Source organism: Microbacterium sp. SW12, from assembly GCF_055391095.1.
In genome coordinates this window covers 184,232-197,148 of sequence record NZ_AP024335.1, presented here as the reverse complement: position 1 = coordinate 197,148, position 12,917 = coordinate 184,232, and the positions used below count along the sequence as shown (strand labels likewise).

Here is a 12,917-nt window from a genome sequence, read left to right as displayed (position 1 = left end):
CATGAGCGGCGGCCCGCCGGGGAGACGGGCCGCCGCTCTGCGGACTACCGGATCAACGGTCGATCTCTGGCTCGAAGTCGAGCCCTTCGATGTCCTCCAGTCCGCCGTACTCCGTGTCCTCCTCTCGGACGTGGCCGTTGCGCGCTCGGTGTATAGCGAGACGGCGACCGAAGAGCAGCGTGCCGGCTCCCGCGAGGAGGATCATGCCTGCGACGATGCCGACGGGCAGCATCCAGTCCGGGCCACCTGTGTGGGCGAGCTCCCCGGCCGACGGCGCGGTCGGCGGGATCGGCGTCACGATCGTCGTCTCATCTGGAGCGCCGCACACCCCGCGGCTGAGGATCGCGCCGTCCACATCGCGGACGGTCTCGATCCAGTAGTAAGTGCCTGCCCGGTCGAACACGACAGGCTCCGACACGTACTCGCCTACTCCGCCGAGCGGTATCGGCTCGCCGTCGTAGACGAGCTCGTCTGCGGTGCAGCTCGGCTCATCGCCGTGCTGGAGGTACGCCTGGAATGCGAGCATCGCGCCCTCCGGGACTGTGCCGGTGACGATCGCCGTGTCGGTCGCCGGCTCGCCGAGAGGCACCGTGGGCGTCGCGAGCGTCGTCACGGTCAGCGACTCCGGCTGGGCCGTGATGATCGTCGTCTCGCCTGGCGCGCCGCACGCGCCCTCCGCGAGCACACCCTCGTCCGCGTCGTACAGCGTCTCGATCCAGTAGACCGCGCCAGGCTCGGTGGCGACCGTCGCACCGGAGCGGTAGATGCCCGGCCCGCTGACCGGGATCGGGTCAGAGACGAAGAAGGGCTCGTCGCACAGCGGCGGATCGTCCAGAGGAACCGGGCCATAGGCACGGAACACCAGGGTTGCGCCGGCCGGGACGCCGCCCTGAACGAGTGCAGCGTCGTCGAACGGCTCACCCACCAATGCCGCCGGGGTCGCCTGCGTGATCACGGTGACCGGGATCTCGGGCGCAGGCGTCGGCGGGACGTAGAAGCGTTCCAGCACGTCGGCCGGACTCGACGTGTACGGCTGTACGCGATCGTCGCCCTCGAAGTGCGTGACGACGACGTAGTAGCCCGGCTCGGTCGGGACGATCCGATCCTCGTCCGTGTAGCCCAGCTGGTAGACGCCATTGCGTGCCGGGGTGGTGATGCTCGTCAGCACCGGCGCCGCCGCGAGGTCGAGGTCGTCCGTCAGCGCGGTGTCGCTGGCGAACGGGCCGTAGACGGTGTGCGTCAGCACGTCCACGTCCGGCTGCCAATATCCGTCGCCGTGGAAGTCGCCGTGGTCCGCCGGGAAACCCGTCACAGTCACGACGTCGAACGCCCTTCCGCCTGGATGCACGTTGTACTCCCGCAACTCCGAAGTCGTGTGCAGCGGCCACCGCACCGAGGTCGACTCCGCGGGAATGCCGTAGCGGTCGGTCCAATCGTCGGCGAGGTACGGCCGCACCCACTCCGGCTGCGAGGCTCTCTTGACCTCCCAGACCCAGGTGACGAACCCGCCCGAGGGCGCGACGATCGACGGCGCGACGTATCTGCCGGGACCGGAGGCTGTGATCGTGACGGAGCCGATCGGCACCGCATCGGGATCGACGAGCACCGACTCCGCGGGAGGCCGGACGCCTGGCACCTGATACAGCGTCCCCTCGAACACGACAGGGACGGGCTCGCCGTCCACGCGCAGCCACGGGCCGTTGCCACTGGAGACGACGATCGTGTCGGTCAGCGGATCGCCCGGTACGGCGAGGCGCTGGTCGGCGGTGGAGACGGCTTCAGGCTGGAATGGCGTCACGGCGGTCTCGGCTACCCGTCCGAAGCGGTCGGTGAACGAGCCCGTCAGGTATCGCGCGTAGTCGCCCTGCGCGGCCTGGTCGATGCGCCAGACCCAGGTGTAGAAGCCTGAGCTCGGTGCCGTGATCGTGCCTGGCGAGGAGTAGGAGCCGGCCCCGGTGAGCGTGACGGACTCGACGCCGGTGACCGGAGCGCCCAGCGGCGGCGAGTCCGCCTCCACGGGCTGCTCATCGAACGGGCCGTAGAGCGTCCCTTCGGCCACGATCGGGATGCGCTCACCGTCCAGCCGCGTCCATGTCCCCTTGGTCACGGTCACCTCAAGCTCGTCCACGAACGCATCGCCCTCGTCGACGTAGCGGCCGGCGACCTGCGTGGTGATGATCGGCTGGAAATCGAGGTCGATCACGGGCGTCTGCGCCGATGCAGTCAGTGAGCCCGGTGCGCCTGCGACCGAGGCGATGATCCGCTGTTCTCCTGCCCCGGACGTGTACAGATCGACCTTCGCTCCGTAGCCCTCAGCCGCGACGCTCATCGAGGCGGTGATCTGATACGAGGGAGCACCGTCCGCGGGCGTGCCGGTGATGTTGAACTGGCCCGAGCCGACGACACGAGACGCCGACCCGTCGCCAAACTGCGCGGCCGTCAGGGAGGCCGCCCCCTGCAGATGCGAGGGCTGAGCCGAGACGGTCAGCGGTCCGGCGTACTGATCGGCCATGTCGAGCGACAGCGACAGCGCCGGATCGGTCACCGCGTAGACGGGCGTTTCGGCGCGCATCGTGGCGAGGTTCGCCAGGATGGTCGGCCGCGCGCTCGCAGGCGCTCGCGCCACGTAGTAGGCATCCCCGGACATGCCGTGCGAGTTGTAGTTGCCCGGATCGGTCACCGACCACACGTACAGCGCAACCGCGGCCGTCACGTTCGGATTGCTCGACTGGCCCCATCGCGCGAGGACGTAGTTGAGCTCAGCCAGCTGCTGCCGACTGAGCGAGTCCAGCGACGTCACGGTGTGCGGCCCCGACGACGGTGAGAACGGCGCGTTCATGCCGATATCAGCGCAGTACGCCTGGCGGCCGTCGACGTCCGTGTTGTAGGCGCCGAGGAAGCCGCTGCCGATGTCGTAGCCGACGCCCTCACTCCCGGCGTGCGCCGGGGGCGCTGCGGTCAGGACCGTGCCGACCGCGATCAGCAGCGCGACAACCAGGGCTATCAGCCGTGGCAGCGCGCGTCCGCGCGGGGGATCGCCGACACTCGGTGGATCGGCCGTGATTGCAGAAGACATGCACACTCCTCCCTGAAGGTGACGGCGGACGCCGCCGGGAGGAAGGTGCGCGACGACTCCGCCATGTCGTCAGCCGAACTACACAGGTGCGAATCCGAACGAAGAGACGTACCATCGTCTTTCGTACACATATTCGATAAGTGGAGGGATGATGCTCGTCACCGGCACGCACAGCGATGCCGTTCTCCGGTTCGAGGCGGGTGTCCCGGCCGGCCTCCTGTGGAACGAGGCACGCTGGCGTGTCCTCGACACCCCCACCCGCATCGGAGTCAGCGGCGATGCGCTGTGTTCCGCCCACATCACCCATCCGCCCAAGTCCTGCGTCATGGGGTGGCGCTTCATCGCCCGGGCTGAGAGCGGTGCCGCCGTCTATGTCTTCGACATCCGCGAGGTCGGGCACGGCAGATACGAGGTGCTGCGTGTCTATGACTGACTCTTCCCTCCCCGAGGGCGTCGAGCTGCGTCTACTTCCGCCGAGGTCACGGAGAGTCCGCTACCCTCTGCCAGAGTGGGATGTCGTGCTCCGAGGGCGCCGCGTCGGTGTGATCGAGCAGTGGACCGTCCGCAGCAGTTCGTCCACGTTCTACCGTGCCACCGCCTTCCATCCCGACAGCGGCGCACCCATCCGCCTCGAGTCCAGCACCGACCTCGCGGAGCGCGTCGAGAAGGTGCTCGCAGCATGGCGCGATCCGGCCTCGTTCACGCACAAGTCATCATGGGATTGAGGACACGGGAGCCGGTCTCGAACGACGAGAACCATCCCTCTCCGCGTGCCACATCTGTGCCACATCCGTGCCACAAAGTGGGCGAAATCGTCGTTGAGGGTCGCAGAGGGTCAGGAGTCGTCACGAGTGCGCATGAATGTTCACGTTTAACGAAGTTGCTCCTGACCAGGATTTTTCTTGTAGAACCTCGGTTGCCGTAGAATAGGCAGGCAACCTCACGTTGCACGGCTCTGTAGCTCAGTTGGTAGAGCGTTCGACTGAAAATCGTGAGGTCACGGGATCGACGCCCGTCGGAGCCACAAGGGCGATCGTTACAATCGCCCCAGAAACCCTCGCGTAGCTTCTACATCGCGGGGGTTTTGCTTTTCCCTGGTGAGAGCCGGCCCCGCCGCGCTCTATCGAACTGCGAGGAAGCCCCGAGCAACAAAGCCATAGGCTGGCGGGATGGCTGCCGGGGCGACGATCTATACGTTCACCGTGACGCTGGCGGATGTCGACCGTGGCGTCTACGAGGATCTGTCGCTGCGGGCGGCGCGGCATCCGTCTGAGACCGACGTGTTCATGCTCACGCGCGTGCTCGCCTACGCACTGGAGTACGAAGAGGGCATCACCTTCACCGAAGGTCTCTCCTCGACGGATGAGCCGGCGATCGTGGTTCGCGACGCGACCGGCGCCCTGACTGCCTGGATCGAGGTCGGCGCGCCGGATGCTGCGCGACTTCACGAGGGCAGCATGAAGGCCGAGCGCGTGGCTGTGCACACGCATCGGGATCCGACGAAGCTCGTTGCGAGCTGGGCTGGCAAGCGCATCCACCGTGGCGAAGACATTCCCGTCGTCAGCTTCGACCGCGGCTTCCTCGAGTCGGCGGCGTCGGGTATCGAGCGCCGAACGGCGCTGACTGTCTCGGTCACCGAGAAGCATCTGTACCTCGAGCTCAACGGACAGACGTTCTCGTCAGACATCCACTCCGTGTTCGCCGCCTGAGTCGAGCTCAGACCCCGCCGAGCCGCTCCGCGACCACGCGAGCGGTCGCCGCAGGATCGGGGCGATGTCCGCGGGACTCGGGCACGATGACGAGCTCTGCCGCCGGCATCGCCTCGGCGAGCGCACGAGATGACACCTCAAGCAAAGGGAACGTCTCGGCGCCGCAGAGCACAGCGGTCGGAACGTCAAGGCCAAGCATCCGCTCATCGGGAGAATCGCACGCGCGAGTGAGGGTTGCGTCGTAAACGACCGACTGCGCGAGGCTCACCAGATGCGGGAACATCGGGCTCTCGCGGATCTGCTCGATCATCGCGTCGGGCAATCCCACTGCTTCTCGCTGGAAGATCGTGACCACCTCCTCGGGGCGCCCCTCGTCGAGCAGTCGCTGGAGCCGCGCGGGCAGGTCGGTGGCCACGTGAGATTGCCCGAAGCCCAGCGGCGGCTCCGACAGAAAGAGGTGCGTCGCCTGAGCTCCACGGGATGCAGCGAGCAACGCGAGCACCGCTCCCGACGAATGGCCGAGAAGTGCCGCGCGGCCGCCGACGGCATCCACGACCGCTGCCACATCCTCCGCTTCGCGCTCAGGCGCGTACGGAGCGGCATCTCCACTGCCACCGCGGGCACGACGGTCGACAGTCACCCCGTGAAGACCGAGAGCGGCGAGAGCCTCCGCAAGCGGTACTCCGTCGCTCGCGGATGAGAAGGCACCGCCGAGGATGACAACGGGCTGGCCCGACCCGAACGTCTCGTAGGCGATGCGCGTGCCGTCGGCCGAGATGGTCGTGTCCATGCGGCCGAGCGTAGACCTCGCCGTCGACACCAAACAGACCTCGGGAGACGCCGGTGGCCCCCGGATAGGATCCGAGCATGCGGGGGCGAAGCGTCGGAGCGATCTTTGCTGTCGCGATCACCGCGCTGGCACTGACCGGCTGCACGCCGACCCCGGTCGATGACGCCGCTGCCCAGGCGTGGATCGACGCAACCAACGCTGACCTGTCGACACGGGCGACGTTCCTGGGTCCGTCGTCGGGCATGCGCTCGGCGGCGGGACCTGAAGCGACTGAACCCGTCGAGGTCCTCACCTTCGCTGAGCCGTATCCGACGGTCGCCGAGATGCTCGTCGGGTGCTTCGGTACGCCGGGACAGCACGCGACGGTCGGCTGGATGCCGCGCAGTGCGTCGAACTGGTCGGGCGGCGGTGGCGCAGAGATCCCGTGCGATGGAACCCTCGTCAGTGTCGCCAGCGCACCCGAGCCGCAACCATCAGTGAACGCGATCAGCCTCGCCATCACCTGGGATGGAGAGCCCGGGTACTACTACGCAGCGTTTCTCGCACCGAGCGACGCGTCGCAGGAGTAGGCGCAGGCTCGATCACTACGACGCTGGTGATCCCACCAGCCTCAGGACCGCGATCACGTCCTCGAGGTCTGCTCCAGCGGATGCCGATTCCTCCGCGAGCGCACGGATGCGGCGCATGACCGACTCCGAAAGCACGGCAGCCGACGGCGCCACCCGGGTGCCGGCCGCTGTCCGAGTGATCACGAGTCCGTCCTGCTCGAGCATCTTGTACGCCTTCGCGGCCGTACCGGCCGAAACACCGAGATCGGTGGCGGTCTGACGGACCGACGGCAGCCGCTCATTCGCCGCGAAGTGTCCTGCCACAATCAACCCGCGAAAACTGCGGTAGATCTCGACCGCCGATGACGTCTCACGCTCGGCGACCGAGGGCTGCACCGCCGTCATGACGAGACCGCCGAACGCTGCGAAGTCGCCCTGTCTGGATACTCTGCAGCGACGGTGACGGAAGGCAGAATCCGGTTCACTGCGACGTTGATCAGAAGCACGAACGCGACGATCTCGAGGACAGGCGCCGCAGCCCCGACGAGCACAGCCAGGTCAGCGTGACGCCACATCACGTCATAGGGCCCTCCTGCGTCGCCCAGGATCGCAAGCTCTCTCACAGCCCCCGCATCCCCGATCATGCGCCATGCCCCGGCAAGGGTGAACAGCATCGCCGAGGTCACGAGCGCGTGGATGCCGGAAGCCGTCCCGCGCCGCAATGCGCGTTCGGCATTGACGGAGTCGGGGCGCAGGTATGGCCGGGCCGCGCTGCGGTCAAGCGCCACCCACGCCACCCCGAGAGCTGTGACCAGGGCAACGAGCACGGGCACGCCGAACGTCCAGCCGTAGTAGTTCACGCGGATTGGATCGATGCCGGCCTCGTTGACGATCGGCAGCGCCAGCCATCGCCAGTTGCCCTCCGAGTCCATCTGCGACGTCAGGCCACCGAACAGCGTCGTCGCGACAAGAAGCACCGCGACCACTGCCGTGACGGTCAGCGCGGTGCGGCTGCTGAAGCTGGCCCAGTGTCGCCGTACCGGCGAGACCGCAGGTACCTCGGGATGCCGCGTCCCCCGGGTCACGATCAATCCCACCACGACCGCGAGGACGAGAGTCACCGCGATGAGGCCGAGCGTGAAGCGCCACCACCGAATCGCCTGGTCGAGAACCGCGTAGTCGATGATGGCGGTGGATGCCGCGAGCACAAGGATAACCAGGGCAGCTCCCGCTGCGATCATCCGACCCTCGGGTGCGTATGGGGTGAGCACCGCCGCCGACGGAACCTCAACGGTCGCCTTCCGCCCCACGCGAGAGCGAGTGAACGCGATCACAATCGGCGCGATGATCACGGCGAGCGCCAGGGAGAACAATGGCGTCGACCAGAGCAGTCCCGCCAGGTCGATCACACCGATGCCGTTGTCGAGTCTCATTTCTACCCCCGATTTTTTGTACTACATTCATAACACAAGTTGTTTCACTTCTGTAGTACAAGACGGACGTCGTCCATTTCCCCGGCCCGCACCGCCCACGAGATTCCCCTACAGCGAGACACTGGAACCGTGGACAAGACACCTGTCTACTTCTATTCGTCGACCTCGAACCTCACGGGGCGCTTCGCGCAGCACCTGGCCGAGACGACCGGCCGGGCCGTGCACAACCTCGCCGACGCGAGCGTCCGACGCAGCGAGGCGTCCGGTCCCTGGGTGTTGCTGACCCCGTCGTACAAGGCGGGCAACGCTGATGAGGTGACCCTGCCCGCGGGCGTCCGCAGCTTCCTGCGCTCCGCCGAGAACCGGCGCCGCATGGTCGGGATCATCGGCTCGGGCAACCGCAACTTCGGCGTGTATTACCAGGCAGCTGCCCGCGAACTCGCGAACAAGTCGGGAAGGCCCGTGCTGTTCGAGTTCGAGCTGGCGGGCACCCCCGAAGACGTCACCCATTGCGCGCAGATTCTCGACGACCTGGATGCCGCGCTCGCTTCATCCCACCCCGAAGCCTGATCCGGAGCCACCGCTGCGCGGCGATGGCATCCTGAAAGAGTGAGCACGCGACCCGGACTTCGAGCGCGCCTGCTCGTTCCCCTGTCGGGGGATCCGAACGGGATGCCGCCCTGGGTGCAGCGCCTCGAGCGCGGCGATGACGCGGGCTTGTTCGCCGAGGACGGGCCGGCGTGGACGGTGCATGCGGGCATGCCGACCCTGGTCGCCGGCATCCGTGCCCTGCTGATGCAGGCCCTGCACCCGGGCGCGATGGCGGGGGTGCATGACTGGTCGCGCTATCGCGAGGATCCGCTCGGGCGCCTCGCCGGAACCGTGCGCTGGGTGATCTGCGTCACGTTCGGCTCCGAAGAGCAGGTGGATGCCGAACTCGGCCGCGTGGCCCGGTTCCACGCCGACGTATCAGGCGACTATCGCGACAGCTCGGGCAAGACCCGGGCCTACTCCGCCGCCGACGCCGACCTCGTCGAGTGGGTGCATCTCGCATTCACAGATGCCTTCTTGACGTGTCATGAGACCTGGGGCGGTCCCATCCCAGGCGGGGCTGACGCATACGTTCGCGACTGGGCGACCGCGGGTCGGCTCATGGGTGTGACCGACCCGCCCGAAACCGCCGCGGACCTACGCGCCCGCATGCACGGGTACCTCGATCGCGGCATCCTGCGCGGCGATGAACGCGTGCAGGATGTCGTGCGGTTCCTCCGCCGGGTCCCGCTCGACGGGTCGCTGCGCTGGGCCTACCGGCTGCTCTTCGCGGGCGCGGTCGCGACAATCCCCCGCGAGTATCGACGGATGCTGGGACTGCGCCGCTCATGGCTGCCGGTCGTCGCGATGACGCGGTTCGTGCTGTTCGTCGCCGGCAAGAGCCTCGGTAGCGGTCCCCGCGCACACGACATGGCCCGGCGGCGCCTGCGCCGGCTCGAGGCATCCGGCCCCGCACCCGCCGCGGCGAGCTGAGCCCACCGCAGTGACACGCCTGTAACGGCCGTCCCGTAGGCTTCGGGCATGGAGGAGCCCTGGGTCGAAGAGGCCGCGCAGCTGCTCGAGAAGTACACCGGCGACCCGCTGGCCGATGCGGTCCGCGGCACGGTTCGCGTGGTCTCGGCATCCGATCGCGTCGGTCGCGCTCGCTACCAGGCGTGTCAGATCGAGGTGGTCACGACAACCACAGGCATCCCCGAAACCCAGGTCAGCACCGAGGTCGTCACGAGCGCGAAGTACTGGCCGCGTGTCGGGTCCACCCTGCCCGCGCTTATTTCACGCAGCGACCCGAGCCGCATCGAGATCAACTGGGACGCCCTCGCGCACCAGTGATCGGCGCTTCGCGCTGAGCGTCAGCCGATGGCGATCTCGACCTGGAGCTCCGCAGCTAGCTTCTCGAGGTCTTCCTTCACCCGGGAAAGGTCAGTCCCAGCGGCCGTATGCGCCAGAACGGATGCCTCGAAGATGCGTCCGCCGGCCATCGCCGCCTCCCGCACCTCGGTCGACAGGTCATCGATGCTCAGCTCGTGCGCGGCGAGCACGGCAGAGACGTCGCGAACGATTCCGGGGCGGTCGTTGGCCACCAACGAGATCACGAGGGAACTGACCTGGCGGTTCGCAGTGGAGGCACCCACTCCCGAGAGCGCCGTGACAGTGAGCGTCTCATCGAGCGCCAGCAGCGCGCCCAAGAGCGTCTGTGCAGACTCGTCAGCAACCGAGATCTCGACGACCCCGGCGAACACGCCGGCACGTTCAGCGAGCTGACTTCCCTCCCAGTTGCCACCGTGGGCACTCACGGCATCCGCGACCGCCGAGACGAGTCCCGAGCGGTCCTCTCCGACGAGGGTGATCACGTAGCGAGGCACGCTCGCATGCTACTCCGCGGCCAGGATCCGCACAGCGGGCAGGTCGGGTTCAGCCCACCAGAACTGGTCGAGGTCGCCAGCCCCGACCCACCGCAGTTCGTCGTGATCGGTACTCTCCGTCGGCCGCTCACCCTCAAGTTCCGCGCGATAACAGGCGAGGCGAATGATGCGATCGCCGACATGGGTGTCGTCGGTCGACAGATGTCCCGTGACACGGATGCCGACCCCGAGCTCCTCCTGCACTTCGCGCACGAGGGCGTCGATCGGGTCTTCGCCCGGTTCGACCTTGCCGCCGGGGAACTCCCAGCGGCCCGCCTGGCCGATGTGGGCCCCACGACGGCACACGAGGATCTCGTCACCGTCTGTGACAACAGCGGCCACGACATCGATGGTTGGGACATCATTCACGAATACAATCCTCCTATCGCGCGTGATGGTGCGCGTCGGACGCCGCGCCGTACGCGGTGCGCGGCTCGGGGCCGCGGTGTCTGACTGGGGTAGCAATGAGCGGGCAGGGGACTGCTAAACCGGTGCATCGCGCACCAGCGCACGCGCGCCCGCGCCATGGCATGGTGCTGTGGGCGGCTCTGGTGGCTGTGGCGCTCGTGGCACTGATCGTCGGCGCGGTAGCAACCCTCAGTCTGACGGATCCGGGGGCATCGGCAGCGCCCGCCGCGACGCCCACCCGGCCCGCTACTCCGCCACCGTTGAGCGCAACGCAGCAGATGCTGGTGGACAGCGGCGACCCGACCACCTGCGCGGTGTCGTTCGACGGCGCCGACCTCGACGTGCCGCCCATGCTGCAGCACGAGGGCCAGCTGTACACGGGGCTGCCGATTCTCTCCCGCGAGGGCGCCGTCTTCGCCGGGTGGTACGCCTCACCCGCCGGCGCAGAGAGTCTCAGCATCGCCGACAGGGTCAACGGGTCCGAGCTCGTCGACTGCGACGAGCGCGAGCGCACGCTCTATGGCGCGTGGACGACCCCCGAGGCGAACGCCGCCGAGGACGCGCAGATCCCGATCCTGATGTACCACCAGTTCACCTCGAAGCCCGAGGGGGAATCGGGCTGGCTCCGCCTGAACTACGCCTATATCGGGGACTTCGAGCAGCAGATGGCCTACATCGCCGACCAGGGCTTCTACCAACCCACGTGGGACGAGTTGAGTGCGTTCATCGACGGTCGGCTGTTCCTCCCGAACCACTCGGTAATCGTGACGGATGACGACGCCGACGACACCTGGTATCAGCTGGCGGTCCCCGTGGTGGACGCGCACCATGTGCTGACTACCTCGTTCATGATCACGCGAGACCGGCGGGAGCTGCATCCGTCGCCCTATGTCATCGTCCGCTCCCACACCGAGGACATGCACCGCGCCGGCGCCAACGGCCAGGGACGAATGGTCAACGAGCCCGCCGATGTGATCGCTGCGGACCTGGAAGCCTCCGCCGCGTACATCGGAGCCAAAGAGGTCATCGCATACCCGTTCGGCCACTACAACGACACCGCCAAGGCCGGAGTGGCAGCTGCCGGGTTCGAGCTGGCGCGAACGATCGACTACGGCTACGTGCACATCGGCACCGACAAGCTCGCGCTCCCGGTCATCCGCATGAACTACGGGATGTCGGTAGGCGACCTTGCGAGGCAGATCGGCTGAATCCGATCGCCTGAATCAGGTCCGGCGGATCAGAGTTCGCCGGGTGCCATCACCTGCTCGTCGAGCTCTTCGAGCACCTCGCGGGTGCGGGTCTTGACACCCTTGCGCCGGCTGCGCGAGGGCGCGTAGACCACGAGCGCGTGGAAGAGGAATCGCGCAACGAACGCCAGCGCGAGTGTGATCGCGGTCGCGATGACCACCGAGATGTGCCACGTCGAGACCAGGAGCGCCGTGAGCGGGATCCGCAGGATCGCCTCGGCGTTGTTGAAGCCGAACGACTTCGCGAACCGCGTCCACACGCCGGATGCCTCGTCTTTCACATCCTGGAAGACGAACCGCTCCTGCAGCAGGAAGTTGGCGATGATGGTCGTTTCGGCGGCGACGATCATCGCAGGGATGTCATCGATGCCCCACCGCGTGAGGAGCCAGACGATCGCGATGTTGGCGACGGCACCGAGGCCGCCGATCACGGCGAACATCGACATCTTGCCGAACCGCAGCATTGTCAGCTGCGCGAGGAAATGCACCCCCTGCCGGAACGACGCCTTCGATTCACCGGCGTTGCGGTCGGCGAAATCGAACGGCACCTCGGCGACGCGCAGGTTTGTGCGCGCGAGGATCTCAAGAAGGATTTTGAATCCGCGCGGCTTGAGCGTGCGCAGGTCGAGGCGGCGACGATCGATCAGAAAGAAGCCGGTCATCGGATCGGTGACGCCCTTGAGTCGCCCCGGGAACATCGCTTTTGTCAGCAGGGTCGCCGACTTGGACACGGCGATCCGGGATGCCCCGGCAAGTCCACCGTTGGTTCCCTCACCGCTGTATCGCGAGGCGACGACGACATCGACATCGCCCACCACGTAGCGGCGCCACAGGCGCGGGATGTCCTCGGGCGGATGCTGAAGGTCGCCATCCATAACGATGCAGATGTCGGATGCCGCCGCGTCGAACCCCACCATCACCGCGCCGCCGAGGCCGCCCGTGGGGATGTCGCGGTGAATGAGGCGAACGGGAATCGCCGCCTCCGCAGCTACCCGGCGGATCTCATCAGCGGTATTGTCGGTGCTGTCATCGACGAAGACAACCTCTGCACGGATGCCGCTCGTCGCCGACGCTACCCGAGTCACGAGTTCCGCGATGTTGGGTGCCTCGTTGTACGTCGGCACGACGATGGATAGATCCATGGGGTCAATGCTGGCATGCCGCGGCGAAATCGCCGTACAGCTGTCCACCGATCCATAGCGCATCCACAGACTCTCCGTGCGGCCCGGGCCCCGGCCACTCCTGCCGAACCC

Annotated in this window: 15 protein-coding genes and 1 tRNA gene; 9 read left to right on the top strand and 7 right to left on the bottom strand. The window is 67.2% G+C overall.

Going from position 1 to position 12,917, the window contains the following annotated elements; genetic code table 11:
- Nucleotides 1–52: 52 nt before the first annotated feature.
- Complete coding sequence (locus tag MICSW_RS00990) at nt 53–3,076, bottom strand: hypothetical protein (RefSeq protein WP_464496506.1); 3,024 nt, start codon at nt 3,074–3,076, stop codon at nt 53–55.
- Between the two features lie 148 nt (nt 3,077–3,224).
- Between MICSW_RS00990 and MICSW_RS00985 the strand changes: the two genes are divergently transcribed.
- From MICSW_RS00985 to MICSW_RS00970, 4 genes are all read left to right on the top strand, one after another.
- Nucleotides 3,225–3,509, top strand: a complete 285-nt coding sequence (locus MICSW_RS00985) for a hypothetical protein (protein ID WP_464496505.1) — start codon at nt 3,225–3,227, stop codon at nt 3,507–3,509.
- A gap of 85 nt (nt 3,510–3,594) precedes the next feature.
- Complete coding sequence (locus tag MICSW_RS00980; RefSeq protein ID WP_464496504.1) at nt 3,595–3,801, top strand: hypothetical protein; 207 nt, start codon at nt 3,595–3,597, stop codon at nt 3,799–3,801.
- A gap of 226 nt (nt 3,802–4,027) precedes the next feature.
- A tRNA-Phe gene (locus tag MICSW_RS00975) sits at nt 4,028–4,100 on the top strand.
- Between the two features lie 145 nt (nt 4,101–4,245).
- Nucleotides 4,246–4,785 (top strand): YaeQ family protein, encoded by a 540-nt coding sequence (locus tag MICSW_RS00970; RefSeq protein WP_464496503.1) that lies wholly within the window; start codon nt 4,246–4,248, stop codon nt 4,783–4,785.
- A 7-nt stretch (nt 4,786–4,792) separates the two neighbouring features.
- Here the strand turns inward: MICSW_RS00970 and MICSW_RS00965 are convergent, their stop codons facing one another.
- Entirely contained in the window at nt 4,793–5,575 is a 783-nt protein-coding gene (locus MICSW_RS00965) for an alpha/beta fold hydrolase (RefSeq protein WP_464496502.1), read from the bottom strand.
- Nucleotides 5,576–5,652: 77 nt separating this feature from the next.
- Here MICSW_RS00965 and MICSW_RS00960 point away from each other — a divergent pair, with 77 nt between their 5' ends.
- The gene (locus MICSW_RS00960; protein WP_464496501.1) at nt 5,653–6,144 is read left to right on the top strand and encodes a hypothetical protein; all 492 of its coding nucleotides are present in this window, start codon (nt 5,653–5,655) and stop codon (nt 6,142–6,144) included.
- A gap of 15 nt (nt 6,145–6,159) precedes the next feature.
- Here the strand turns inward: MICSW_RS00960 and MICSW_RS00955 are convergent, their stop codons facing one another.
- Nucleotides 6,160–6,528 carry a GntR family transcriptional regulator gene (locus MICSW_RS00955; RefSeq protein WP_464496500.1) on the bottom strand — a complete coding sequence of 123 codons (369 nt, stop codon included), beginning with the start codon at nt 6,526–6,528 and terminating at the stop codon, nt 6,160–6,162.
- Complete coding sequence (locus MICSW_RS00950; protein WP_464496499.1) at nt 6,525–7,556, bottom strand: hypothetical protein; 1,032 nt, start codon at nt 7,554–7,556, stop codon at nt 6,525–6,527. Before MICSW_RS00950 ends, MICSW_RS00955 begins: the two co-directional genes overlap by 4 nt.
- A 129-nt stretch (nt 7,557–7,685) precedes the next feature.
- Here MICSW_RS00950 and nrdI point away from each other — a divergent pair, with 129 nt between their 5' ends.
- From nrdI to MICSW_RS00935, 3 genes are all read left to right on the top strand, one after another.
- Nucleotides 7,686–8,126, top strand: a complete 441-nt coding sequence (nrdI, locus tag MICSW_RS00945; protein ID WP_464496498.1) for a class Ib ribonucleoside-diphosphate reductase assembly flavoprotein NrdI — start codon at nt 7,686–7,688, stop codon at nt 8,124–8,126.
- Between the two features lie 102 nt (nt 8,127–8,228).
- Nucleotides 8,229–9,080 carry an oxygenase MpaB family protein gene (locus MICSW_RS00940; protein ID WP_464498456.1) on the top strand — a complete coding sequence of 284 codons (852 nt, stop codon included), beginning with the start codon at nt 8,229–8,231 and terminating at the stop codon, nt 9,078–9,080.
- A 48-nt stretch (nt 9,081–9,128) separates the two neighbouring features.
- A complete protein-coding gene (locus MICSW_RS00935; RefSeq protein WP_228179329.1) occupies nt 9,129–9,437 on the top strand; it encodes a hypothetical protein in 309 nt (102 codons plus the stop codon).
- Nucleotides 9,438–9,457: 20 nt separating this feature from the next.
- Here MICSW_RS00935 and MICSW_RS00930 read toward each other — a convergent pair whose 3' ends face one another.
- Nucleotides 9,458–9,970, bottom strand: coding sequence for a glycine cleavage system transcriptional repressor (locus MICSW_RS00930; protein ID WP_464496497.1), 513 nt, complete (start codon nt 9,968–9,970; stop codon nt 9,458–9,460).
- A gap of 9 nt (nt 9,971–9,979) precedes the next feature.
- Nucleotides 9,980–10,378, bottom strand: a complete 399-nt coding sequence (locus MICSW_RS00925) for a (deoxy)nucleoside triphosphate pyrophosphohydrolase (RefSeq protein ID WP_464496496.1) — start codon at nt 10,376–10,378, stop codon at nt 9,980–9,982.
- Nucleotides 10,379–10,500: 122 nt separating this feature from the next.
- On the opposite strand from MICSW_RS00925, the gene MICSW_RS00920 reads away from it, so the two are divergent.
- A complete protein-coding gene (locus tag MICSW_RS00920; protein ID WP_464496495.1) occupies nt 10,501–11,625 on the top strand; it encodes a polysaccharide deacetylase family protein in 1,125 nt (374 codons plus the stop codon).
- 29 nt (nt 11,626–11,654) lie between these two features.
- Here the strand turns inward: MICSW_RS00920 and MICSW_RS00915 are convergent, their stop codons facing one another.
- Complete coding sequence (locus MICSW_RS00915) at nt 11,655–12,806, bottom strand: glycosyltransferase (RefSeq protein WP_464496494.1); 1,152 nt, start codon at nt 12,804–12,806, stop codon at nt 11,655–11,657.
- Nucleotides 12,807–12,917 lie beyond the last annotated feature (111 nt).

What these genes read in the sequence shown, in the direction of transcription:
- MICSW_RS00990 (WP_464496506.1), bottom strand. Translation starts at nt 3,076, where the DNA reads ATGTCTTCTGCAATCACGGCCGATCCACCGAGTGTCGGCGATCCCCCG.
- MICSW_RS00965 (WP_464496502.1), bottom strand. Translation starts at nt 5,575, where the DNA reads ATGGACACGACCATCTCGGCCGACGGCACGCGCATCGCCTACGAGACG.
- MICSW_RS00915 (WP_464496494.1), bottom strand. Translation starts at nt 12,806, where the DNA reads ATGGATCTATCCATCGTCGTGCCGACGTACAACGAGGCACCCAACATC.
- MICSW_RS00970 (WP_464496503.1), top strand. Translation starts at nt 4,246, where the DNA reads ATGGCTGCCGGGGCGACGATCTATACGTTCACCGTGACGCTGGCGGAT.
- MICSW_RS00955 (WP_464496500.1), bottom strand. Translation starts at nt 6,528, where the DNA reads ATGACGGCGGTGCAGCCCTCGGTCGCCGAGCGTGAGACGTCATCGGCG.
- MICSW_RS00960 (WP_464496501.1), top strand. Translation starts at nt 5,653, where the DNA reads ATGCGGGGGCGAAGCGTCGGAGCGATCTTTGCTGTCGCGATCACCGCG.
- MICSW_RS00940 (WP_464498456.1), top strand. Translation starts at nt 8,229, where the DNA reads ATGCCGCCCTGGGTGCAGCGCCTCGAGCGCGGCGATGACGCGGGCTTG.
- MICSW_RS00985 (WP_464496505.1), top strand. Translation starts at nt 3,225, where the DNA reads ATGATGCTCGTCACCGGCACGCACAGCGATGCCGTTCTCCGGTTCGAG.
- MICSW_RS00935 (WP_228179329.1), top strand. Translation starts at nt 9,129, where the DNA reads ATGGAGGAGCCCTGGGTCGAAGAGGCCGCGCAGCTGCTCGAGAAGTAC.
- MICSW_RS00950 (WP_464496499.1), bottom strand. Translation starts at nt 7,556, where the DNA reads ATGAGACTCGACAACGGCATCGGTGTGATCGACCTGGCGGGACTGCTC.